General features: G+C 50.7%; 20 protein-coding genes and 4 tRNA genes. 13 read left to right on the top strand and 11 right to left on the bottom strand.

From position 1 onward, the window contains the following. Positions 1–2: 2 nt before the first annotated feature. On the bottom strand, positions 3–242 hold the full coding sequence (locus FFT88_RS19105; RefSeq protein WP_135403803.1) for a hypothetical protein: 240 nt from the start codon (positions 240–242) through the stop codon (positions 3–5). A 180-nt stretch (positions 243–422) separates the two neighbouring features. On the opposite strand from FFT88_RS19105, the gene pncC reads away from it, so the two are divergent. The 13 genes from pncC (at position 423) to luxS (ending at position 10,139) form a co-directional block, all read left to right on the top strand. Beyond that, positions 423–920 (top strand): nicotinamide-nucleotide amidase, encoded by a 498-nt coding sequence (gene pncC / locus FFT88_RS19100; protein ID WP_130214441.1) that lies wholly within the window; start codon positions 423–425, stop codon positions 918–920. 79 nt (positions 921–999) lie between these two features. Continuing rightward, complete coding sequence (gene recA / locus FFT88_RS19095) at positions 1,000–2,061, top strand: recombinase RecA (protein WP_000963153.1); 1,062 nt, start codon at positions 1,000–1,002, stop codon at positions 2,059–2,061. 68 nt (positions 2,062–2,129) lie between these two features. After that, positions 2,130–2,630: a recombination regulator RecX gene (gene recX, locus FFT88_RS19090; protein WP_135403804.1), complete on the top strand. Its 501-nt coding sequence runs from the start codon at positions 2,130–2,132 to the stop codon at positions 2,628–2,630. Between the two features lie 127 nt (positions 2,631–2,757). Next, a complete protein-coding gene (gene alaS, locus FFT88_RS19085) occupies positions 2,758–5,388 on the top strand; it encodes an alanine--tRNA ligase (protein ID WP_135403805.1) in 2,631 nt (876 codons plus the stop codon). Positions 5,389–5,622: 234 nt separating this feature from the next. Further along, on the top strand, positions 5,623–5,808 hold the full coding sequence (csrA, locus tag FFT88_RS19080; RefSeq protein ID WP_000906486.1) for a carbon storage regulator CsrA: 186 nt from the start codon (positions 5,623–5,625) through the stop codon (positions 5,806–5,808). A 315-nt stretch (positions 5,809–6,123) separates the two neighbouring features. Next, positions 6,124–6,216 (top strand) — tRNA-Ser (locus FFT88_RS19075). Between the two features lie 3 nt (positions 6,217–6,219). Continuing rightward, positions 6,220–6,296 (top strand) — tRNA-Arg (locus FFT88_RS19070). Positions 6,297–6,359: 63 nt separating this feature from the next. Next, positions 6,360–6,436, top strand: a tRNA-Arg gene (locus tag FFT88_RS19065). A gap of 62 nt (positions 6,437–6,498) precedes the next feature. Further along, a tRNA-Arg gene (locus FFT88_RS19060) sits at positions 6,499–6,575 on the top strand. Between the two features lie 278 nt (positions 6,576–6,853). Beyond that, on the top strand, positions 6,854–7,420 hold the full coding sequence (gene yqaB / locus FFT88_RS19055) for a fructose-1-phosphate/6-phosphogluconate phosphatase (RefSeq protein WP_063120524.1): 567 nt from the start codon (positions 6,854–6,856) through the stop codon (positions 7,418–7,420). Further along, positions 7,417–7,845 (top strand): YqaA family protein, encoded by a 429-nt coding sequence (locus FFT88_RS19050; RefSeq protein ID WP_064529936.1) that lies wholly within the window; start codon positions 7,417–7,419, stop codon positions 7,843–7,845. Before yqaB ends, FFT88_RS19050 begins: the two co-directional genes overlap by 4 nt. Before the next feature lie 72 nt (positions 7,846–7,917). Further along, positions 7,918–9,474, top strand: a complete 1,557-nt coding sequence (gshA, locus tag FFT88_RS19045) for a glutamate--cysteine ligase (RefSeq protein ID WP_000611804.1) — start codon at positions 7,918–7,920, stop codon at positions 9,472–9,474. A 149-nt stretch (positions 9,475–9,623) separates the two neighbouring features. After that, positions 9,624–10,139 (top strand): S-ribosylhomocysteine lyase, encoded by a 516-nt coding sequence (gene luxS, locus FFT88_RS19040; protein WP_001130211.1) that lies wholly within the window; start codon positions 9,624–9,626, stop codon positions 10,137–10,139. A 119-nt stretch (positions 10,140–10,258) separates the two neighbouring features. Here luxS and FFT88_RS19035 read toward each other — a convergent pair whose 3' ends face one another. The 10 genes from FFT88_RS19035 to proV form a co-directional block, all read right to left on the bottom strand. Continuing rightward, on the bottom strand, positions 10,259–12,889 hold the full coding sequence (locus FFT88_RS19035; protein WP_135403806.1) for an autotransporter outer membrane beta-barrel domain-containing protein: 2,631 nt from the start codon (positions 12,887–12,889) through the stop codon (positions 10,259–10,261). Between the two features lie 621 nt (positions 12,890–13,510). Further along, positions 13,511–15,049 carry a multidrug efflux MFS transporter permease subunit EmrB gene (gene emrB / locus FFT88_RS19030; RefSeq protein ID WP_130210892.1) on the bottom strand — a complete coding sequence of 513 codons (1,539 nt, stop codon included), beginning with the start codon at positions 15,047–15,049 and terminating at the stop codon, positions 13,511–13,513. A 16-nt stretch (positions 15,050–15,065) separates the two neighbouring features. After that, entirely contained in the window at positions 15,066–16,238 is a 1,173-nt protein-coding gene (gene emrA, locus FFT88_RS19025) for a multidrug efflux MFS transporter periplasmic adaptor subunit EmrA (RefSeq protein WP_001295175.1), read from the bottom strand. Positions 16,239–16,364: 126 nt separating this feature from the next. Continuing rightward, a complete protein-coding gene (gene emrR, locus FFT88_RS19020; RefSeq protein ID WP_000378441.1) occupies positions 16,365–16,895 on the bottom strand; it encodes a multidrug efflux transporter EmrAB transcriptional repressor EmrR in 531 nt (176 codons plus the stop codon). A gap of 90 nt (positions 16,896–16,985) precedes the next feature. Further along, the gene (gene ygaH, locus FFT88_RS19015; protein ID WP_130210894.1) at positions 16,986–17,321 is read right to left on the bottom strand and encodes an L-valine transporter subunit YgaH; all 336 of its coding nucleotides are present in this window, start codon (positions 17,319–17,321) and stop codon (positions 16,986–16,988) included. Further along, on the bottom strand, positions 17,311–18,048 hold the full coding sequence (ygaZ, locus tag FFT88_RS19010; protein WP_130210896.1) for an L-valine exporter subunit YgaZ: 738 nt from the start codon (positions 18,046–18,048) through the stop codon (positions 17,311–17,313). The genes ygaH and ygaZ overlap by 11 nt, the downstream gene beginning before the upstream one ends. A 123-nt stretch (positions 18,049–18,171) precedes the next feature. Continuing rightward, entirely contained in the window at positions 18,172–19,356 is a 1,185-nt protein-coding gene (locus tag FFT88_RS19005) for an MFS transporter (protein WP_135403807.1), read from the bottom strand. Positions 19,357–19,647: 291 nt separating this feature from the next. Next, entirely contained in the window at positions 19,648–20,640 is a 993-nt protein-coding gene (gene proX, locus FFT88_RS19000; protein WP_135403808.1) for a glycine betaine/L-proline ABC transporter substrate-binding protein ProX, read from the bottom strand. A gap of 56 nt (positions 20,641–20,696) precedes the next feature. Then, the gene (gene proW, locus FFT88_RS18995) at positions 20,697–21,761 is read right to left on the bottom strand and encodes a glycine betaine/L-proline ABC transporter permease ProW (RefSeq protein WP_135403809.1); all 1,065 of its coding nucleotides are present in this window, start codon (positions 21,759–21,761) and stop codon (positions 20,697–20,699) included. Further along, positions 21,754–22,956: a glycine betaine/L-proline ABC transporter ATP-binding protein ProV gene (proV, locus tag FFT88_RS18990; RefSeq protein ID WP_000985481.1), complete on the bottom strand. Its 1,203-nt coding sequence runs from the start codon at positions 22,954–22,956 to the stop codon at positions 21,754–21,756. Before proV ends, proW begins: the two co-directional genes overlap by 8 nt. Between the last annotated feature and the right edge of the window lie 68 nt (positions 22,957–23,024).

The following is a 23,024-nucleotide window of genomic DNA, read 5'->3' as shown; positions in this document are numbered from 1 at the left end:
TCTTACTGTTTATTCGAATGACGTAATTGCCTGATTTTTTTTGACAGCGATATCGCATATCCCAGGCAGACAACGCCTAACGCAGCCTGACCGAAGTCGAAAGGTTCAAGATAGCCAGAAGATAAAATCTTACATACCACTGCAACCAGGGCGCTGACGCCGCCAATGGTGACCCACATGCGCATTTGCGTGGTCTGTTTGAGTACGTTTTGTGGGGTGTTATCCGTTTTCTTTGTTGCCATTGCTTTTCTCTCCCTGTGAATACATATCAATGCGAACGCGGCATGGTAGCCTTTTTCTTTACTGGTTGGTCGCAACAGTCTTATTTCGGAATGCGACTCGTAAAATGAATCGCTCGTCCCCATCTTTTACGGGAAAGTGCTATCTTGTCCGGCATAAATTTTTGACTGACAGAGGTTGTGATGACTGACAGTGAACTGATGCAGTTAAGCGAGCAGGTAGGGCTGGCGCTGAAATCCCGTGGCGCAACCGTAACAACCGCTGAATCCTGTACTGGCGGTTGGGTAGCGAAAGTGATTACCGATATTGCCGGCAGTTCCGCCTGGTTTGAACGCGGATTTGTCACCTACAGTAACGAAGCCAAAGCGCAGATGATCGGCGTACGCGAAGAGACGCTGGCGCAGCATGGCGCGGTGAGTGAACCTGTCGTGGTGGAAATGGCGATAGGCGCACTGAAAGCGGCTCGTGCTGATTATGCGGTTGCTATCAGTGGCATCGCCGGACCGGATGGCGGCAGCGAAGAGAAGCCTGTCGGCACCGTCTGGTTTGCTTTTGCCACAGCCCGCGGCGAAGGCATTACCCGCCGGGAATGCTTTAGCGGCGACCGCGATGCCGTGCGTCGTAAGGCGACGGCTTATGCCTTAAATACGCTGCGGCAACAATTTCTACAAAACACTTGATACTGTATGACTATACAGTATAATTGCTTCAACAGAACATATTGACTATCCGGTATTACCCGGCATGACAGGAGTAAAAATGGCTATCGACGAAAACAAACAGAAAGCGTTGGCGGCAGCACTGGGCCAGATTGAGAAACAATTTGGTAAAGGCTCCATCATGCGCCTGGGTGAAGACCGTTCCATGGATGTGGAAACCATCTCTACTGGTTCGCTTTCACTGGATATCGCGCTCGGGGCAGGTGGTCTGCCGATGGGCCGTATCGTCGAAATCTACGGACCGGAATCTTCCGGTAAAACCACGCTGACGCTGCAGGTGATTGCCGCTGCCCAGCGCGAAGGTAAAACCTGTGCGTTTATCGATGCTGAACACGCGCTGGACCCAGTCTATGCACGTAAACTGGGTGTCGATATCGACAACCTGCTGTGCTCCCAGCCGGACACCGGCGAGCAGGCACTGGAAATCTGTGACGCTCTGGCGCGTTCTGGCGCAGTAGACGTTATCGTCGTTGACTCCGTGGCGGCACTGACACCGAAAGCGGAAATCGAAGGTGAAATCGGCGACTCTCACATGGGCCTTGCAGCACGTATGATGAGTCAGGCGATGCGTAAGCTGGCGGGTAACCTGAAGCAGTCCAACACGCTGCTGATCTTCATCAACCAGATCCGTATGAAAATTGGTGTGATGTTCGGTAACCCGGAAACCACTACCGGTGGTAACGCGCTGAAATTCTACGCCTCTGTTCGTCTCGACATCCGTCGTATCGGCGCGGTGAAAGAGGGCGAAAACGTAGTGGGTAGCGAAACCCGCGTGAAAGTGGTGAAGAACAAAATTGCAGCGCCGTTTAAACAGGCTGAATTCCAGATCCTCTACGGTGAAGGCATCAACTTCTACGGCGAACTGGTTGACCTGGGCGTGAAAGAGAAGCTGATCGAGAAAGCTGGCGCGTGGTACAGCTATAAAGGTGAGAAGATCGGTCAGGGTAAAGCGAATGCGACTGCCTGGCTGAAAGATAACCCAGAAACTGCGAAAGAGATCGAGAAGAAAGTACGTGAGTTGCTGCTGAGCAACCCGAACTCAACGCCGGATTTCTCTGTAGATGACAGCGAAGGCGTAGCAGAAACTAACGAAGATTTTTAATCGTCTTGTTTGATACACAAGGGTCGCATCTGCGGCCCTTTTGCTTTTTTAAGTTGTAAGGATATGCCATGACAGACTCAACATCCCGTCGCCCGGCATATGCTCGCCTGTTGGATCGAGCGGTACGCATTCTGGCGGTGCGCGATCACAGTGAGCAAGAACTGCGACGTAAACTCGCGGCACCGATTATGGGCAAAAATGGCCCGGAAGAGATTGATGCCACGGCAGAAGATTACGAGCGCGTTATTGCCTGGTGCCATGAACATGGCTATCTCGATGACAGCCGATTTGTTGCGCGCTTTATCGCCAGCCGTAGCCGCAAAGGTTATGGACCTGTGCGTATCCGTCAGGAACTGAATCAGAAAGGTATTTCCCGCGAAGCGACAGAAAAAGCGATGCGTGAATGTGACATCGACTGGTGCGCACTGGCGCGCGATCAGGCGACGCGAAAATATGGCGAACCTTTGCCAACTGTCTTTTCAGAAAAAGTTAAGATCCAGCGTTTTCTGCTCTATCGTGGCTATCTGATGGAAGATATCCAGGAGATTTGGCGAAATTTTGCCGACTGAACGCATACGGTATTTTACTTCCCAGTCAAGAAAACTTATCTTATTCCCACTTTTCAGTTACCAGCCCGGCGGTTAAGACTCGCTGTAGCTGGTGGCGATATTTCGTTAGCTTGATTTCAGGATAATTATGAGCAAGAGCACCGCTGAGATCCGTCAGGCGTTTCTCGACTTTTTCCATAGTAAGGGACATCAGGTAGTTGCCAGCAGCTCCCTGGTACCCCATAACGACCCAACTTTGTTGTTTACCAACGCCGGGATGAACCAGTTCAAGGATGTGTTCCTTGGGCTCGACAAGCGTAATTATTCCCGCGCTACCACTTCCCAACGCTGCGTGCGTGCGGGTGGTAAACACAACGACCTGGAAAACGTCGGTTACACCGCGCGTCACCATACCTTCTTCGAAATGCTGGGCAACTTCAGCTTCGGCGACTATTTCAAACACGATGCCATTCAGTTTGCATGGGAACTGCTGACCAGCGAAAAATGGTTTGCCCTGCCGAAAGAGCGTCTGTGGGTTACCGTCTATGAAAGCGACGACGAAGCCTACGAAATCTGGGAAAAAGAAGTAGGGATCCCGCGCGAACGTATTATTCGCATCGGCGATAACAAAGGTGCGCCATACGCATCTGACAACTTCTGGCAGATGGGTGACACTGGTCCGTGCGGCCCGTGCACCGAAATCTTCTACGATCACGGCGACCACATTTGGGGTGGCCCTCCGGGAAGCCCGGAAGAAGACGGTGACCGCTACATTGAGATCTGGAACATCGTCTTCATGCAGTTCAACCGCCAGGCAGATGGCACGATGGAACCGCTGCCGAAGCCGTCTGTAGATACCGGTATGGGTCTGGAGCGTATTGCCGCCGTGCTGCAACACGTAAACTCCAACTATGATATCGACCTGTTCCGTACGCTGATTCAGGCGGTGGCTAAGGTGACTGGCGCGACCGATCTGAGCAATAAATCGCTGCGCGTTATCGCTGACCACATTCGTTCTTGTGCGTTCCTGATCGCGGATGGCGTAATGCCGTCCAACGAAAACCGTGGTTATGTACTGCGTCGTATCATTCGTCGCGCAGTGCGTCACGGTAATATGCTGGGCGCGAAAGAAACCTTCTTCTACAAACTGGTTGGTCCGCTGATCGACGTTATGGGCTCTGCGGGTGAAGACCTGAAGCGCCAGCAGGCGCAGGTTGAGCAGGTGCTGAAGACTGAAGAAGAGCAGTTTGCCCGTACTCTGGAGCGCGGTCTGGCGCTGCTGGATGAAGAGCTGGCAAAACTTTCTGGTGATACGCTGGATGGCGAAACTGCTTTCCGCCTGTACGACACCTACGGCTTCCCGGTTGACCTGACGGCTGACGTTTGCCGTGAGCGCAACATCAAAGTTGACGAAGCTGGATTTGAAGCAGCAATGGAAGAGCAGCGTCGTCGTGCGCGCGAAGCCAGCGGCTTTGGTGCAGATTACAACGCGATGATCCGTGTTGATAGCGCATCTGAATTTAAAGGCTATGATCATCTGGAACTGAACGGCAAAGTGACCGCGCTGTTTGTTGATGGTAAAGCGGTTGATGCCATCAATGCAGGCCAGGAAGCTGTGGTCGTGCTGGATCAAACGCCATTCTATGCAGAATCCGGCGGTCAGGTTGGCGATAAAGGCGAACTGAAAGGCGCTAACTTCTCCTTTGCGGTGGAAGATACGCAGAAATATGGCCAGGCGATTGGTCACATCGGTAAACTTGCTGCGGGTTCTCTGAAAGTGGGCGACGCGGTACAGGCGGATGTAGATGAAGCTCGTCGCGCTCGTATTCGTCTGAATCACTCCGCAACGCACCTGATGCACGCTGCGCTGCGTCAGGTTCTGGGTACTCATGTCTCCCAGAAAGGTTCGCTGGTTAATGACAAGGTGCTGCGTTTTGACTTCTCGCATAACGAAGCGATGAAACCAGAAGAGATTCGTGCTGTCGAAGATCTGGTGAACGCGCAGATTCGTCGTAACTTGCCTATTGAAACCAACATCATGGATCTCGACGCGGCGAAAGCGAAAGGTGCGATGGCGCTGTTCGGCGAGAAGTATGATGAACGTGTACGTGTGCTGAGCATGGGCGATTTCTCCACCGAGCTGTGTGGTGGTACTCACGCCAGCCGCACCGGTGATATTGGTCTGTTCCGTATCATTTCTGAATCGGGTACTGCTGCAGGCGTTCGTCGTATCGAAGCGGTAACCGGAGAAGGTGCTATCGCCACCGTTCATGCAGACAGCGATCGCTTAAGCGAAGTCGCGCATCTGCTGAAAGGCGATAGCAATAATCTGGCTGATAAAGTGCGCTCAGTACTGGAACGTACGCGTCAGCTGGAAAAAGAGTTACAACAGCTTAAAGAACAGGCTGCCGCACAGGAGAGCGCAAATCTTTCCAGTAAGGCAATTGATGTTAATGGTGTTAAGCTGTTGGTTAGTGAGCTTAGCGGTGTTGAGCCGAAAATGTTGCGCACCATGGTTGACGATTTAAAAAATCAGCTGGGGTCGACAATTATCGTGCTGGCAACGGTAGCCGAAGGTAAGGTTTCTCTGATTGCAGGCGTATCTAAGGACGTCACAGATCGCGTGAAAGCAGGGGAACTGATTGGTATGGTCGCTCAGCAGGTGGGCGGCAAGGGTGGTGGACGTCCTGACATGGCGCAAGCCGGTGGTACGGATGCTGCGGCCTTACCTGCAGCGTTAGCCAGTGTGAAAGGCTGGGTCAGCGCGAAATTGCAATAATATAAGTGTCAGGCAATGCCGTGGACTTGCTTCACGGCATTCGCATCGACGCTATCGACAATGATAAAGTCAGGTTGAAGTTGTGTATATCGGCTAAACTTAGGTTTAACAGAATGTAATGCCATGACTGCTTAGATGTAATGTGTTTGTCATTGCTTACTTTTTGGCGTTATATGATGGATAATGCCGGGATACAGAGAGACCCGACTCTTTTAATCTTTCAAGGAGCAAAGAATGCTGATTCTGACTCGTCGAGTTGGTGAGACCCTCATGATTGGGGATGAGGTCACCGTGACAGTTTTAGGGGTAAAGGGCAACCAGGTACGTATTGGCGTAAACGCCCCGAAGGAAGTTTCTGTTCACCGTGAAGAGATCTACCAGCGTATCCAGGCTGAAAAATCCCAGCAGTCCAGTTACTAATCTTTCCGCGTCTCATCTTTAACGGTGAGACGCACCCTCAAAATTTCTCCTTCACTTCATTTTCTTTTCGCGTTACTCCCGTTCATTTAACTTTTGCCTTCATTTTTCTCTATCACTGCTACCTGTCAGAGGCCTGTTTTTCTGTTGATAAAACACTCTTTTTGACGTTTTTACAGACTAATTGAGCGCGAAGTGTGCAAACGATAAAAGTGTGGGAAAAATTGTTTGACTTATAAGTCTCAGAAAGTAATATGTGCGCCACGCAGCGACGATGAGCGACAAACAAGTTCTTCGAAGCACTCGTAAGAGGCGTGTGGTGAGGTGGCCGAGAGGCTGAAGGCGCTCCCCTGCTAAGGGAGTATGCGGTCAAAAGCTGCATCCGGGGTTCGAATCCCCGCCTCACCGCCATTTGCATCCGTAGCTCAGCTGGATAGAGTACTCGGCTACGAACCGAGCGGTCGGAGGTTCGAATCCTCCCGGATGCACCATCTCTTACTTGATATGGCTTTCGTAGCGATATCAATATCAGCAGTAAAACAAATTTCCCAGATGCATCCGTAGCTCAGCTGGATAGAGTACTCGGCTACGAACCGAGCGGTCGGAGGTTCGAATCCTCCCGGATGCACCATCTCTTACTTGATATGGCTTTAGTAGCGGTATCAATATCAGCAGTAAAATAAATTTCCCAATGCATCCGTAGCTCAGCTGGATAGAGTACTCGGCTACGAACCGAGCGGTCGGAGGTTCGAATCCTCCCGGATGCACCATCTTCTCTGTATTACTCACGATTGATAATCTTCACGGTCTGCAATATTGATGTATGCACCAGGGAGGATAACGTCGCGCCAGCAACGGCCCGAAGGGCGAACGCCAGTGAGTCATCCTCCCGGATGCACCATCTTCTCCAAAAAATTTCCTTCAAAAATATCTCATTTCTAAATAACTATTTTATCCATATCCTGAATAATCTTCCCTTTCGCCATCAGCGACAAAATCAAGCAATTACGCTAAAGTAGCGTCATATTTTTCGACTTGCGAGAAGACCATGTACGAGCGTTATGCAGGTTTAATTTTTGATATGGATGGCACAATCCTGGATACGGAGCCTACGCACCGTAAAGCGTGGCGCGAAGTATTAGGGCATTACGGTCTTCAGTACGATGTTCAGGCGATGATTGCGCTTAATGGCTCGCCCACCTGGCGTATTGCTCAGGCGATTATTGAGCTGAATCAGGCCGATCTCGACCCGCATGCGTTAGCGCGTGAAAAAACAGAAGCAGTAAGAAGTATGCTGCTGGATAGCGTCGAACCGCTTCCTCTTGTTGAAGTGGTGAAAAGCTGGCACGGACGTCGACCAATGGCTGTTGGAACGGGGAGTGAAAGCGCCATCGCTGAGGCATTGCTGGCGCACCTGGGATTACGCCGTTATTTTGATACGGTCGTTGCCGCCGATCACGTCAAACACCATAAACCTGCGCCAGACACATTTTTGTTGTGCGCACAGCGTATGGGCGTGCAACCAACGCAGTGTGTGGTCTTTGAAGATGCTGATTTCGGTATTCAGGCGGCTCGCGCTGCAGGCATGGACGCAGTGGATGTTCGCTTGCTGTGAGTGAAGCTTTATCGCTTTTCTCGTTGTTTGCCAGTAGTTTCCTCAGCGCTACACTATTACCCGGTAATTCCGAAGTAGTCCTGGTTGCAATGTTACTTTCCGGGGTAAGTCATCCCTGGGTTTTAGTGTTAACAGCAACAATGGGTAATAGCCTTGGAGGGCTAACTAACGTTATCCTTGGGCGTTTCTTTCCACTGCGCAAAACATCGCGCTGGCAAGAGAAAGCCATCGGCTGGCTGAAACGATATGGTGCAATCACACTATTATTAAGCTGGATGCCCGTGGTTGGCGATTTACTGTGTCTGTTAGCGGGATGGATGCGCATCTCGTGGGGACCGGTAATCTTTTTTTTGTGCCTTGGTAAAGCGTTACGCTATGTTGCGATTGCAGTAGCTACCGTTCAGGGCATGATGTGGTGGCACTAATTGTAGGCCTGCACATATGGCCACCATTACAGTTATGCTAAATAAAACGATTTTGACAGGCGGGAGGTCAATTTGATCCCGGACGTATCACAGGCGCTGGCCTGGCTGGAAAAACATCCTCAGGCGTTAAAGGGGATACAGCGTGGGCTGGAGCGCGAAACTTTGCGTGTTAATGCGGATGGCACACTGGCAACAACAGGTCATCCTGAAGCATTAGGTTCCGCACTGACGCATAAATGGATAACCACCGATTTTGCGGAAGCATTGCTGGAATTTATTACACCAGTGGATGGTGATATTGAACATATGCTGACCTTTATGCGCGATCTGCATCGTTATACGGCGCGCAATATGGGCGATGAGCGGATGTGGCCGTTAAGCATGCCATGCTACATCGCAGAAGGTCAGGACATCGAACTGGCACAGTACGGCACTTCTAACACCGGACGCTTTAAAACGCTGTACCGTGAAGGGCTGAAAAATCGCTACGGCGCGCTGATGCAAACCATTTCCGGTGTGCACTACAATTTCTCTTTGCCAATGGCATTCTGGCAAGCGAAGTGCGGTGATATCTCGGGCGCTGATGCCAAAGAGAAAATTTCTGCGGGCTATTTCCGCGTTATCCGCAATTACTATCGTTTCGGTTGGGTTATTCCTTATCTGTTTGGTGCGTCTCCGGCGATTTGTTCTTCTTTCCTGCAAGGAAAACCAACGTCGCTGCCGTTTGAGAAAACCGAGTGCGGTATGTATTACCTGCCGTATGCGACCTCTCTTCGTTTGAGCGATCTTGGCTATACCAATAAATCGCAAAGCAATCTCGGTATTACCTTCAACGATCTTTACGAGTACGTAGCGGGCCTTAAACAGGCTATCAAAACGCCGTCGGAAGAGTACGCGAAGATTGGTATTGAGAAAGACGGTAAGAGGCTGCAAATCAACAGCAACGTGCTGCAGATTGAAAACGAACTGTACGCGCCGATTCGTCCAAAACGTGTTACCCGCAGCGGCGAGTCGCCTTCTGATGCGCTGTTACGTGGCGGCATTGAATATATTGAAGTGCGTTCGTTGGACATCAACCCGTTCTCGCCGATTGGTGTAGATGAACAGCAGGTGCGTTTCCTCGACCTGTTTATGGTCTGGTGTGCGCTGGCTGATGCACCGGAAATGAGCAGTAGCGAACTTGCCTGTACACGCGTTAACTGGAACCGGGTGATCCTCGAAGGTCGCAAACCGGGCCTGACGCTGGGTATCGGTTGCGAAACCGCGCAGTTCCCGTTGCCGCAGGTGGGGAAAGATCTGTTCCGCGATCTAAAACGCGTCGCGCAAACGCTGGATAGCATTAACGGCGGCGAAGCGTACCAGAAAGTGTGTGATGAACTGGTCGCCTGCTTCGATAATCCTGATCTGACTTTCTCTGCGCGTATCTTAAGGTCTATGATTGATACTGGCATTGGCGGAACAGGTAAAGCGTTTGCAGAAGCCTACCGTAATCTTCTGCGTGAAGAGCCGCTGGAAATTCTGCGCGAAGAGGATTTTGTCGCCGAGCGCGAGGCGTCTGAACGCCGTCAGCAGGAAATGGAAGCCGCTGATACCGAACCGTTTGCGGTGTGGCTGGAAAAACACGCCTGACAGAAAAGAAAAAGGCCACTCGTGAGTGGCCAAAATTTCATCTCTGAATTCAGGGATGATGATAACAAATGCGCGTCTTTCATATACTCAGACTCGCCTGGGAAGAAAGAGTTCAGAATATTTAAAAAAAATTTACCGGAGGTGGCTAAATGCCGTTGTTAGATAGCTTCACAGTCGATCATACCCGGATGGAAGCGCCTGCAGTTCGGGTGGCAAAAACAATGAACACCCCGCATGGCGACGCAATCACCGTGTTCGATCTTCGCTTCTGCGTGCCGAACAAAGAAGTGATGCCAGAAAGAGGGATCCATACCCTGGAGCACCTGTTTGCTGGTTTTATGCGTAACCATCTTAACGGTAATGGCGTTGAGATTATCGATATCTCACCAATGGGCTGCCGCACTGGTTTTTATATGAGTCTGATTGGTACGCCTGATGAGCAGCGTGTCGCTGATGCCTGGAAAGCGGCAATGGAAGACGTGTTGAAAGTGCAGGATCAGAATCAGATCCCGGAACTTAACGTCTATCAGTGCGGTACTTACCAGATGCACTCTTTGCAGGAAGCACAGGATATTGCGCGTAGCATTCTGGAACGTGACGTGCGCATCAACAGCAATGAAGAACTGGCGCTGCCGAAAGAGAAGTTGCAGGAACTGCACATTTAGTTGGTTAGTGCAGAAGCAGCCGGAGATGCAACAGCACCGTCCGGCTTGCCTGGTGCGCTACGCTTATCTGGTTGACGCAGGGAGCATGCCACCTGTACGTGACAGGTGGCAAAGTGGCATTAAAAGAGATATTTCATGCCCAACATTCCCTGGGTATCACTGTAACCGTTGTCACCCAACTGCTGGGCGACGTTGCCCCACAGTTGCAGACGCGGAGTAATCTGACCTTCCACCCCCGCTTTTAACTCGCCAGTGTTACGCGCGCCGATGATCTCATCGCCGATGTGATCCATCTTCACGCTGTAATTGCGGGAGTTATAAATCCAGTTGGCTTCCACGAAAGGCTGGAAAGAACGCTCTTTATGATCATCAATAGCATGATGACCCTGCAGATACGCTTTCACCCCCAGACGTGTTTGCAGGTTGCCTTCGGTGTTGTCCTCAACAAGCGTGCCATTGTCTTCCGTATGATTGTCTGCCTTCACATCCATCCATGTCAGTTGCATTTTTGGCTGCAACCAGTAGCTGGTACGTGCATCTGCGCTTTCACCAAGACGGAAGGTATAACCCGCTTCAATGGCGGCGGTGATGCCGTCAGAGTGATATTTCTCACTGGGCAGATACTCGCCGGAGACGGTGTTATCAAACCAGTTATAGAGTAACCAGCTGTCAACATAAGTCCCTGTTTTGTCTGCTTCGTTAGCGTACCAGGTGCCATACATGCCCACACTGTAGCCGTCGATTTGCCCACGTGAGCTGTACCCGGTCAGATTGGAATGCGTGTGACTCTTGCTGTTGGCATAGCCAGCCATCAGGCCGAGATGCCAGCGATCAAGGTCATTACTGCTCCATTGTGCGAGGTCACCACCCAGTTGCAGAACATAACGGTTGCTCTGAGTGCTCAATTCATCCGAGCGATCTTTAAAACGATTATGTCCGCCAATGTTACGCATCCACAAGCTGGTCACTTTCTGCTCGCCAGTGAGCAGGTCGGTGTATTGTGTTTCCCCCAGACGGTCATGCAGCCGGGTATTAAACAGCGTATTTGCCGCCTGAATATTGGCCAGATAGCTACCAATTTCCGGGCGATACAGATGTTTTCTAACAGGCGGTTCTGGTGTTACAGGTGGCTCCGGTGTCACAGGCGGTTCTGGTGTTACAGGGGGCTCAGGTGTTACAGGTGGCTCAGGATCGGGGTCCGGGATGACGGGTAGTACCGGAGTATACGGTCCTGCGGGAATTTCACTGGTTAAAAACCAGTTCTGGTTGTCGCTTTTTACCACGTTGTAGTCATAGGGACCGGCAACAATACGACCTTCTTTACTGAAAACGCCCTCTGACAGGCCGCCAACCTCGACAATTTTTATCCCTTCCAGAGTATCCGCGCCCAGACCGCCCGCATTGTTGACCATAACGCGGGTACTACCGGAAGTATCCCCTTTTACGATGAGCTTATCAGTCGCGGAATTATCATCGCCGAGTTCGGTACGCATAACTAACAAACCATTATTAGCAGTGTAATTACCATTAATGGTGAGTGTGGCAGGCGTGAATTTGTCGCCATTTTTTGAGGAAGACAGTGTTGCTGTACCCGCCAAATCCAGTGTATTTAAGGTTTGTGAAAAACCGTCTAAATCGATATTCCCTTCACTGTCGACAACATAATCGGAGTTTGGGCTGAAGGTATCGTTGATACCGGCGCGCAAGGTGCCTTTATTAATATTTGTTTGGCCAGAGTAGGTATTTGCGCCAGTCAACGTCGTGACTCCGGAACCTTCCTGGTTAACTTCGCCTTTGCCAACTATATCTGCAGCCAGGATAAAATCTTCGCTGGAGTGGTTAAAATTAATTTGGGCAGTACTATTCCCGACATTGCTTCCCATATGGATAATCGGCGTCTTGATGATCCCCGCTTTCTGTTCTGCTTCTCCCTGCGCTCCACCAATGTTTAGAATACCGGTGCTGGTTTCTGCTATCCCAAGCCAGATAAATTGATTAGCACTGACCGTGGCATTATTACTAACGGTAAGTATCCCCTTGGCCTCGTTCTGCAATGAACTCAATCCCCCGAGGTTGATATATTCATTCACTGTTAATGAAGAATTATCGCCATCAACCAGCGTTTCACCGTATCCAGTCCCGTGAAAATCAGCTGAACTTCCAGTAAAACCAATGAGCACATCCTTTGATGCTGTAAGACGACCGCCATGCGTGATTTCGAGTTTACCTGTTCCCTGATCGCCGACCATCACATACGTTGCAGAAACGGAAGAACCCGCACCGTCAATTATGACTTGCCCTTGTGCCTGGTAATCATATTCACCGATTCTGAATTCATTTAAATCGGTGATAGTACTGCCGCTAAGCACCATTAAGGTTCCTGAACCACCATTGATACCTAAATAAATATTGCGTTCATAAGGCGATGCCTTATTAATCGTCAGATGAGCATTGTTTTCTAATTTCATTATCCCTGAAGTTGCATTACCGATTGTGATTTTGGAGGTGGTCAGATCACGCCCATCTATATTTAACGTTCCTTCACTTGTTGCTCCAACATTAAGATAACGAAATTGATCCCAGGTTGATGAATTATTTTCGGATGAGGATAGCGTTACAACATCATTATTGTTGATAGTAACATCACTGTTGATACTTGTTGGTGGTGCCCATGCCAGTGCAACGGGTATTGATAACACGGTCGAAATAGCTATTGCCAGCGTTGACAAGGGATGCTTTTTGATGTTCATAAAGTTCCTTCTCATCCTTATGATTTATTTTTAGATAAATAATGAACTCACAGTAACTACGTAAGAAAATTAGATTTTAACGTCTTTGGAACAGGTTACTGTTTCTTTAAATGAAGAGTAGTGCGTGAAACCAATGTTTATAAATCAGTTTAATTTATGGTTAATTTAATATTAATTTATTTTGATGATTTAGGTGTTGTGCTAAAAAATAAGTTGCATAGTTTTCTGTAGCAAAAATCTTTAAATATCTTAAGTGGTAAAAAATGATAAAAAGAAAAATGAGGAAAATCATTAAGATATATGATGCCGATATTTTTTGAATTTAATAAAAGTGACGAATTAATTGCATGTTTATTGTTTGTACATTTTCTTAGAAGGGGTAAACACCAGGATTTTTATCAAAAAAATAATATAAATGTGATTTCTGTGTATCGATAAAACGCATAAAAATATGAGATAAAACACACGATTCTTAAGAAGAATATAAATACATTGTCTATTTTTTTGATTGCAGAACTGTTTATTAAGCAACTCTCAATAATGGCATCATTTGGCGTTGATTAAACAACCGTTTACAGAATGAGCATATAAAAAAGGGAGCTGCAGCTCCCTTTGACAACCTTAGTGCGCACCGCCTCCGCCGCCACCTGCGCCAAATGGCGGTTTAGCAAACCACACCAGCCCCAGCAGGATGAGGAATATCCCGGCTGACATCCAGAAGATCTCATTGGCGGAAATAATCAGCCCCTGATTGGTGATCTGCTGAGCAATCCAGCCCGATGCCTGCTGTTGCGTCATCCCCAGACCTTCCAGTTGACTGTACATCGCCTGGGCGTTCGGGTTATACGGGTTCACCGATTCGGTCAACTGAGCATGGTGCATCGACTCGCGGTTAGTCCACATCGTCGTCGTTATGGACGTACCGATAGACCCCGCCAGCGTTCGCGTAAAGTTGGAGAGGCTCGACGCCGCCGCCAGTCGTTCCGGTGGCAGACCAGACAGCGTAATGGTGGTCAGCGGCATAAAGAAGCAGGCCACTGCGAAGCCCTGGATAAACTGCGGCCAGGCCGACGCGCCAAAATCCATACCCGGTTCAAAGGTATAGGCACGCCAGTAGAAGCAGACGGCATACATAATAAAGCTGAACGTCACCAGCCGCCGCATATCCAGTTTATGCGCAAATCGACCGATAATCGGCGACAGGATCACCGGAATAATCCCTACCGGCGCAGAGGCCAGCCCTGCCCATGTTGCCGTGTAGCCGTAGACTTCCTGCAACAGCTGCGGCAGCAGAACAATAGCGCCGAAGTAGAGCATATACGCGAGGCTGATACACAAGCAGCCGATGGTGAAGTTGCGCGACTTAAACAACGACAGATCGACTATCGGGTTATCATCCGTTAGCTCCCAGACAATCAGGAAGCAGATAGCCACCACCGCTACCACGGTGAGGATGATAATTTCCTGTGATGAGAACCAGTCCAGCTCTTTACCCCGGTCGAGCATAATCTGCAGGCTGCCGATACCAATCACCAGCAGCGCCAGCCCCACGGCATCAATCCGCCGCCGTTCGGTGCGGGTTTCGCGTCCGCGCAGGGTTTGCAGTGTCATCAATACCACCGCCACGCCAATCGGCACGTTGATGAAGAATATCCAGCCCCAGTGGTAATTATCACTGATATAACCGCCGAGGATCGGGCCGCAAATTGGCGCGACAATCACCGTCATCGACCACAACGCCAGCGCGATAGAACGTTTGGCCGGTGGGTAGTTATTCAGTAACAGACTTTGCGAAAGCGGGATCAATGGCCCGGCGACAATCCCCTGAATCACGCGGAAGAAGATCAGCATATTCAGACTGCTGGAGACACCACATGCCCACGAAGCAATGGCGAAGGCGATGGTCGACCAGAGGAACAGTTTCACTTCCCCGAAGCGCTTTGCCAGCCAGCCGGTAAGCGGGATCGAGATGGCATTCGCCACCCCGAAGGAGGTGATTACCCACGTTCCCTGACTGAGTGATGAACCCAGGTTCCCGGCGATAGTGGGGATCGCCACGTTAGCAATGGTGGAGTCCAGCACCTGCATGAATGTCGCCAGCGACAGCGCAATCGTCATAATGACCAGTTGCGCGCCTTCCAGCGGTTTTTGCTGTTGCATCACACGCACCTCTGGATTAGCCAGCGTTAGCTTTTACGATGTCGTCGATCAGTTTATTGACAGGTGCCAGGCTGATTTCACGCGCGGTGCTTACCGCGACCGGTGTGGAGCGTACTTTGTTTGCCAGTACCTGGCCGTCACGGTTAGTGGTATTGACGCTCACCAGCGTGGATAAACCGATACGCAGCGGGTATTGTTCCAACTGTTTCTGGTCCAGTTCGATACGAACAGGCAGACGCTGAACGACTTTGATCCAGTTACCGGTGGCGTTTTGCGCCGGAAGCAGCGAGAACGCGCTACCCGTACCCATATCCAGACCAACCACTTTACCGGTGTATTTCACATCATCGCCGTAAATATCGGTGGTGATGGTAACCGGCTGACCGATGCGCATATTGGCAATCTGCGTCTCTTTAAAGTTAGCATCCACCCACATATTCGTGGCTGGAACGACCGCCATCAGCGGCGTGGTTGGGCTAATTTGTGCACCAGGCTGTACTGCGCGACGGGAGACATAACCAGTCATCGGGCTGACAATACGGGTACGCTCCAGCGCCAGCCAGGCATTACGCACTTCAGTGGCAGCCTGTTGCACGGCAGGTTGATCTTCCAGTTTAGTCCCCAGAATCATCGCCTGATTGGCATTGTATTGTTGAATGGCGACATCCAGCTGCGCCTGGGCGCTGGTGACGGCGTCGCGGGCGTGTTGCAGCTCTTCGCGGCCAATCAGGTTGGCATTGCCCAGCGGCACGCGGCGGTTGTAGTCACTCTGAGCTTTGGCGAGGGCGATTTTCTGCACCTCAATATTTGCCTGCAACTGTTTGCTGTTAATCATCAGTTGGTGGGTTTGACGTACGCTGGAAGCCAGCGCAGTTTTGGCTTTTTCAAACGCCTGGCGAGCATCCGTCGGGTCGAGAGTGACCAGCACATCGCCTTCTTTTACAAAATCGGTGTTATCGGCCCAGACTTTCGTCACACTGCCTGACACCTGAGACATAATTTGAATCTGATTTCCTGCCACGTATGCGTCATCCGTTTCTTCGAAATGACGCAGTACCAAAAACCAATAAATCCCTATCGCTACGGCAATAATAATAAAGAGCAAGGTGAGAAGGAGGAGCAGACGCTTACGTTTGCCGCTCTTCTTTACCGGTTGCTGCGGGGTTTGTGTCTCCGCATTTGCGCTCATAGTATTCTCCACGATCTTCTTAACTCATCGGCTGAGCCGACCTGCTTGCCAAAAAGGCCAGCACGTTGCGATGCTGGCCGGTCAGTTTTTCTTTTATAAGTCTGGATTTTTGAGCGAGATGACGCGTTAGCTCATCGCTTCGAGAACAGCACCGTCTTGTTCCATCTGATCGAGACGGGAGAGCAATTTGCGGGTGATTTGCTCGAGCTGATCTTTTTCTGTTGTGCTGAGCGCGGACCAGAGTTGATGCAGGCAGTTATGCTGCGGCGGTAAAACCTCGCGCAAAAACTCGTGACCTTTTTCCGTTAATTGCAGATGCAGGCAGCGGCGATCGTTATCGCTTTCACGACGTTCGATCCAGCCACGTTTTTCCAGCTCATCGGCAATACGCGTCGCATTGGTACGGGATGATCCAAGAGCACAGCTCAATTCAGAAGGCTGAATACTGTGGTTTTCCTGAGACTCCAGCGTAATCAACGCCATAAACAACGTCTCGTTAATCCCCTGAGCCTTCAGCATTTTATTGCGGTTCTCCAGCAGCTTGCTTTGCATATGCATACAAAGACGGGTCAGAAGGATCTCCTGATAAGGAAAATCTTCGTGGCGGCTGGCGCGAAATTTTAGCATTTGTTCAATGGGCGTAAACGAACTATCCATTTGGGTATGACCTCATTAATTTCAGCCGATATAGTAACGACAGTGACAAATAAAGTAAATGTATTGTTTTAGAAAAATGATTCTTGTGGTCTATAGAAACGTCATCACTTTCCACGTCAGCCCGTAGGCCAGCGCACTCAATAAAGTGGGAATAATGATGCTGCGTGTTTTATAGAAACTGGCTCCCAGTACCGCAAAACCGACCAGCGTGGGTACGAAACGGCGTGAATCGTGTATCACTTCTGGTGCGGTAGAGACAACCAGCAGAGCGCAAATCGAGGCGATGCCAATGGTGTCGAGCAAAATACCCACTGCGCCACGCTTGGTTGGGCGGGCATTGCCCACTCGCAGGCGTAGGGGTAAATAGCGGAAGCAGTAATTCGCCGCGCCAACCAGTAATCCAAGCAGCAGAACCTCATAGCTCATCAGGTGCTCCTTGCCAGAATGACTGGATTAACGCAGTGAGGCAGCCAAAGACAATGCCTGCCAGAATGGCGACGGGAATAGAAAATAGCGTTACGCCAGCAAGGGCACCAACTAACGCTGCGGTAACGCAAAGAGATTGTTTGCGCTGGAAAGAGGCGAGCAGAAAACTCATAAAGAGTGCCGGCAGCATAAAGCCTAATGCTGCTTCGACGGCTGGATAACCTTGCAGCAAACCGCTGCCCGAAAATGCCCCTATTACCGTACCAAATACCCACGATGACCATGAACTGAAGGCAATGCCGATCATCCAGTTTTCGCTCCAGCGGCGATTATTACGTACCAGTTTTGCCGTTGCTGCGGCAAAAACTTCGTCCGTCAGGCCAAACGCCCACAGTGCGGTTTTCGATTTTTGCAGGCGTTGAACAATGCGGCTACGCAACGATGGACCATACAGTACATGGCGAACATCCATTGCCATAACGGTCAATGCGGCTACCCACAAGCTACTACCAGCTGCCAGCATTGCGGTGATGACAAACTGGCTCGCTCCTGCATAAATAATGCAGGAGAAAAAAACGCTTTCCAGGGGAGAGAATCCCAGACGGGTCGCATTTAGACCAAATGCAAAGGCCACCGGAATATAACTAATAACAATCGGTAAACTGTCTTTGCAGCCTTCCATGAAGGTCGCCGAACCAGAAGCAGGCAGTGGAGTAGGGCTTACCATAGAGTGTACGCTTAACGATTGTTAATATTATTAATAGTCTGGATGAATATCCTAACCTTATCAGACTGATGGGATTCTTAACACCCTTATAAGTGTAAAGCCACGAAAACGGTTGCTGATTGCTTAATTTGCGACTTCCTGACGATGAAAACCTCGCCACCAGACCAGTAAGTTAACCAGGGCAATCGTCGCGCCAGCCAGACAAACGCCAGCCCAACCGGCATGTTGCCAGGCGGATGCCGAGATCATCGAACCAGCAGCACCGCCAATAAAGTAGCTGGTCATGTAACCTGCGGTCAGGCGATTACGCGCATCAGGATGAATACGATAAATCACGGTTTGATTGGTGATATGCACGCCCTGCACGGTGAGATCCAGTATCAGAATGCCGATAATTAGCGCCAGTACGGAAGCGTGGCCAAACCAGATCGCCAACCATGAAAGTAACAGCAGCAGCAGACCAAACGTTGTTGTGAGATGCGATTTGCCTTTATCGGCAAAACCGCCCGCCGGGCGAGCGCCCAACGCCCCGGCAGCCCCCGCAAGTCCAAACAGACCAATTACACCATCGCTGTAATTAAAAGGCGGCGCGGCGAGCAAAAAAGCCATTGATGTCCAGAGAATGCTAAAGTTGGCAAAGGTCAGGCAGCCCAGTATCGCGCGGGTACGCAGGATCTTCTCGCTGATAAACATGCTGAAAACGGAACCAAGCAACTGTGGGTAGTTGAGGTGGGTTTCAGATTTCATTTGTGGCAGGCCGCGCCATAACGCCAGTGCCATCAGTGCCATTAACACCGATGCGACCCAAAAGACGGTGCGCCAGCCGCCGAGATTCGCCAGCAACCCGGCAACGGTACGCGCCAGCAAAATCCCCAGCAGCAGGCCACTCATAATGGTGCCAACCACCTTGCCGCGTTTGTCCGGTGAAGCCAGCGTCGCTGCCAGCGGAACCAGAATTTGTGCCACGACCGAGAATAAACCGGTTAATGCCGTACCGAGGATCATCATCGCCAGCGACTGACTGCTGGCGGTAATCAACATACCGCCTGCTGCCAGTAAGGTCATGGTGACAATCAGGCGGCGGCGTTCAAACATATCACCGAGGGGAACAAGAAACAGCAGACCTGCGGCATAGCCCAACTGCGCGGCGGTAACAATAAAGCCTGCCGAACTGGCAGAAAGGGAAAAGTTACGCGCGATGGTGTCGAGCAATGGCTGTGCGTAATAGTTGCTGGCGACCGCCAGACCGGTGGCGATAGACATTAGCACGATCAGCGCCGGGCTAAGCTCATGATTGGGTTTAGTCATTATTTTTGTTCATCAGGTGATGATTAAGCTGGAAATCAATAATAGCGGATGTTGATGAATATGGGATGAAAGATAGATTGTTGAAATGTGCGGTGTGGTTTGTAGGCATGATAAGACGCGTTAGCGTCGCATCAGGCATTGTGCACAGAGCTGCGGATGCGGCAAAAACGCCTTATCCGCCCTACGGAATGAGTGTGTTTTGTAGGCATGATAAGACGCGTTAGCGTCGCATCAGGCATTGTGTACAGAGCGGCGGATGCGGCGAAAACGCCTTATCCGCCCGAATAAAAATTACTTCTGCGCTGCCAGCGCCTCATTCACCCAGCCATCGAACTGCTGCTGGTGGGCTTTGATCCAGCCATCAACATGGCCCTGAATATCGCCTTCTGAGGCTTTGCCGTCATGCATAATGGCGTTCTGGGCGTTAATATCTGCCACTGGCAACTGCATAATGGCAAACAGTTTCGCTGCTGCCGGGTTTTTCTCGGCCCAGGCTTTGTTGGCAACGATATGCATGGTGCTGACCGGGAAGCCGTAATTCGCACCATTCGGCAGTTTGGTATCGGCATTTTTATCGCCCGGCAGTGCAGAGAACGGCACCTGCAACCAGACCACATCTTTCCCTGGCTTCAGCTCATTACTCACCCAGTACGGCGTCCAGGTGTAGTAAAACACCGGCTTACCCTCTTTGAAACGACTGATGGTGTCAGCCATCATCGCTGCGTAGTTCCCCTGATTATGCGTCACGGTGTTGGTCAGTTCATACGCAGCAAGCTGGTGGTTGATGGCACCTTCGCAGCCCCAGCCAGGGTTACAGCCGGTTAAATCCGCTTTACCGTCGCCGTTGGTATCGAACAGTTTGGCGATCTTCGGATCTTTCAGTTGCGCGATGTTGGTGATTTTGTACTGGTCGGCAGTTTTCTTATCGATCAGGTAACCTTGTGCCGCGCCGTTAACAAATACCCCTTCACGATAAAATTTCTTATCGCCACCGGCAGCTTCGTACATGTTGTCATGCAGTGGCGTCCAGTTCACGGCGGTAAAGGTCGCATCGCCAGATGCAAGCGAGGTATAGCCAACGTTGTAATCCACTTCGCTGGGTTTATTGACGGTATAACCTAATTTCTCCAGCGCACGGCTGACCAGCAGCGTCTGGAAAGTTTCTTCGGTGATGGTGCTCTGAACCGGATTAACGGTAATGCCTTTGCCCGGCAGATCGGCAGCAAAAGTTTGTGTAGAGATAAGCGTGGCAAACGCTGTCGCAAAAAGTACGCTATGTCGCATTGTTATTCCTTTTTTGGGCAGGGTGATATGCCCGGCGTCACCGGGCAAGTGCAGAGTTACTTAATGAATGGGCGGGTCAGCAGACCGACAGGACCAGTGGTGTACCAGCGACGGTTGCCGCGACTGCGTGAGTCGCGCCCAACGGCCTGCGTCAGGCGGTCGAGGATAATGGCGAGGATCACAATCCCGACGCCGCCAACGGTGGCAAGCCCCATATCCAGACGCCCGATACCGCGAAGTACCATCTGACCCAGCCCGCCGACGGCAATCATCGAGGCGATGACCACCATAGAAAGGGCCAGCATCAGCGTCTGGTTAACGCCCGCCATAATGGTAGGCATCGCCAGCGGTAACTGAACTTTGAACAGCATCTGGCGCGGGCTGGCACCGAATGAGCGCGAGGCTTCAATCAGATCCGCCGGAACCTGGTTAATCCCCAGAATAGTCAGACGGATAATCGGCGGCAGCGCAAAGATGATCGTCACCACCACGCCCGGCACGTTACCGATACCAAACAGCATGACGATTGGCACCAGATAAACAAACGCGGGCGTGGTCTGCATGGCATCAAGCAGTGGACGAATAATTTTCGCCGCTCGCGGACTTCTCGCCAGCCAGATCCCCAACGGCAAACCGATGACGATACAGAACAGCAGGGCGGTTAACACCAGCGCCAGAGTAACCATTGCCTGTGACCAGGCACCGATTGCGCCGATGGCAATCAGCGAAATCAGCGTCGCAACCCCCATTCCAACCCCGGAAATTTGCCAGGCGATGAGAGCGAAAACGATAATCGCCACCGGCGCGGGCATACCCAGCAGCAATTGCTGGAAACCGTTGAGGATGTAATCGACCGGAACGCGCACGCCCTGGAAGACGGGACGGAAATGGGTAACGACCCAGTCGATCCCTTCAGTGACCCAACTGTCGAGTGGGATCAGTGTCTTATGGAACGGATCGAGAATATTAAAATGCTCGGCGTTTGGAGCAGGCGTGCTGGTCAGCCAGTCGGCGCCGCCACCGTCAGTCGGTGTAGCAGCCGGTGTACCCCAGGCATCTGCGGATTGTGCGGCACTGTCCGCCGCTGGTGTGGTATCCCACGGATTATTTTGATCAGCCATTATTTACCCCCTCACGATCTAAAGCGCGCAGCAGCATTCCTTTCGAAATGATGCCGACATACTGTTGGTCCTCGTCGACCACGGGCACCGCACAGGGTGCCTGTCCGACATGAGAGAGCAACTCGCTAAGAGGCGTTTGCGCATCGACCGCTAACGGCGCATCAATCAGCGCCGCATCAAGACCTTGCTGCTGCGTTAATGCGGCCTTAAGCGAATCGATAGAGACTGCGCCGACAAACTTATTACCGCGTTCGATAACGTAGCCATATTCGCGATCTTCATCCTGCAATAATTTCAGTGCCGAACGTGGGCCGAAGCCAGGGGTTTTACGAATTAAGCCATTAGGGCTGCGGCGGGCAATATCTTTCGCACTGAATACCTGGCTAATATCGACGCCACGGAAGAAGGTACGGACATAATCATTCGCCGGATTATTGAGAATTTCATCCGGTGTGCCGACCTGTACCACTTCACCATTTTGCATAATGGCAATTCGGTCGCCAATACGCATGGCTTCATCGAGATCGTGGGAAATAAAGACAATGGTGCGCTGATGTTTCGCCTGTAATTTTACCAGCTCATCCTGCATCTCGGTGCGAATTAATGGATCGAGCGCCGAGAAGGCTTCATCCATTAATAAAATATCCGGATTAATTGCTAACGCGCGGGCTAATCCCACACGTTGACGCATCCCGCCAGAGAGTTCATCCGGGTAGCTGTGGGCATAATTTTCCAGCCCGACCTGACGCAGTGCATCAATGGCTTTTTCCCGGCGTTCTTCGGCATTAATTCCGGCCAATTCCATACCAAACGCAGTATTGTCCAGCACGGTCATATGCGGCATTAAGGCAAAGGACTGGAAGACCATCGCAATCTTTTTTCTGCGCACCTCACGGAGTTCGGCGTCGGATATTTTGGCAATATCCACACCATCAATCAGCACTTGCCCGCGGGTGGGTTCAATCAGGCGATTGAGAAGGCGTACCATTGTGGATTTACCCGAACCGGATAATCCCATGATGACAAATATCTCGCCTTCTTCAATGGCCAGACTGGCGTCTTTTACGCCAAGCGATAGCCCAGTTTTTTCCAGAATTTGTTCTTTTGAAAGTCCTTGTTCGATATATTTGAACGCTCGCTGTGGATGCTCGCCAAATATTTTATAAAGATTTTTAATTTCTAATTTAATTGCCATGCAATAGAAAGATTCCTGTTATTTGTTTATGTCGATATATTACCCAATGGAAATAGTCACTTTTTTCT

This window comes from Escherichia sp. E4930 (genome assembly GCF_005845405.1).
Lineage (GTDB): Bacteria > Pseudomonadota > Gammaproteobacteria > Enterobacterales > Enterobacteriaceae > Escherichia.
The sequence above is the reverse complement of the archived record's forward strand: the minus strand, read 5'-3'. Positions and strand labels throughout refer to the sequence as shown.

Excerpts from the sequence above, each read along its gene's own strand:
- FFT88_RS19105 (WP_135403803.1), bottom strand. The coding sequence starts at position 242 with ATGGCAACAAAGAAAACGGATAACACCCCACAAAACGTACTCAAACAG.
- pncC (WP_130214441.1), top strand. The coding sequence starts at position 423 with ATGACTGACAGTGAACTGATGCAGTTAAGCGAGCAGGTAGGGCTGGCG.
- recA (WP_000963153.1), top strand. The coding sequence starts at position 1,000 with ATGGCTATCGACGAAAACAAACAGAAAGCGTTGGCGGCAGCACTGGGC.
- recX (WP_135403804.1), top strand. The coding sequence starts at position 2,130 with ATGACAGACTCAACATCCCGTCGCCCGGCATATGCTCGCCTGTTGGAT.
- alaS (WP_135403805.1), top strand. The coding sequence starts at position 2,758 with ATGAGCAAGAGCACCGCTGAGATCCGTCAGGCGTTTCTCGACTTTTTC.
- csrA (WP_000906486.1), top strand. The coding sequence starts at position 5,623 with ATGCTGATTCTGACTCGTCGAGTTGGTGAGACCCTCATGATTGGGGAT.
- yqaB (WP_063120524.1), top strand. The coding sequence starts at position 6,854 with ATGTACGAGCGTTATGCAGGTTTAATTTTTGATATGGATGGCACAATC.
- luxS (WP_001130211.1), top strand. The coding sequence starts at position 9,624 with ATGCCGTTGTTAGATAGCTTCACAGTCGATCATACCCGGATGGAAGCG.
- FFT88_RS19035 (WP_135403806.1), bottom strand. The coding sequence starts at position 12,889 with ATGAACATCAAAAAGCATCCCTTGTCAACGCTGGCAATAGCTATTTCG.
- emrB (WP_130210892.1), bottom strand. The coding sequence starts at position 15,049 with ATGCAACAGCAAAAACCGCTGGAAGGCGCGCAACTGGTCATTATGACG.
- emrA (WP_001295175.1), bottom strand. The coding sequence starts at position 16,238 with ATGAGCGCAAATGCGGAGACACAAACCCCGCAGCAACCGGTAAAGAAG.
- emrR (WP_000378441.1), bottom strand. The coding sequence starts at position 16,895 with ATGGATAGTTCGTTTACGCCCATTGAACAAATGCTAAAATTTCGCGCC.
- ygaH (WP_130210894.1), bottom strand. The coding sequence starts at position 17,321 with ATGAGCTATGAGGTTCTGCTGCTTGGATTACTGGTTGGCGCGGCGAAT.
- ygaZ (WP_130210896.1), bottom strand. The coding sequence starts at position 18,048 with ATGGTAAGCCCTACTCCACTGCCTGCTTCTGGTTCGGCGACCTTCATG.
- FFT88_RS19005 (WP_135403807.1), bottom strand. The coding sequence starts at position 19,356 with ATGACTAAACCCAATCATGAGCTTAGCCCGGCGCTGATCGTGCTAATG.
- proX (WP_135403808.1), bottom strand. The coding sequence starts at position 20,640 with ATGCGACATAGCGTACTTTTTGCGACAGCGTTTGCCACGCTTATCTCT.
- proW (WP_135403809.1), bottom strand. The coding sequence starts at position 21,761 with ATGGCTGATCAAAATAATCCGTGGGATACCACACCAGCGGCGGACAGT.
- proV (WP_000985481.1), bottom strand. The coding sequence starts at position 22,956 with ATGGCAATTAAATTAGAAATTAAAAATCTTTATAAAATATTTGGCGAG.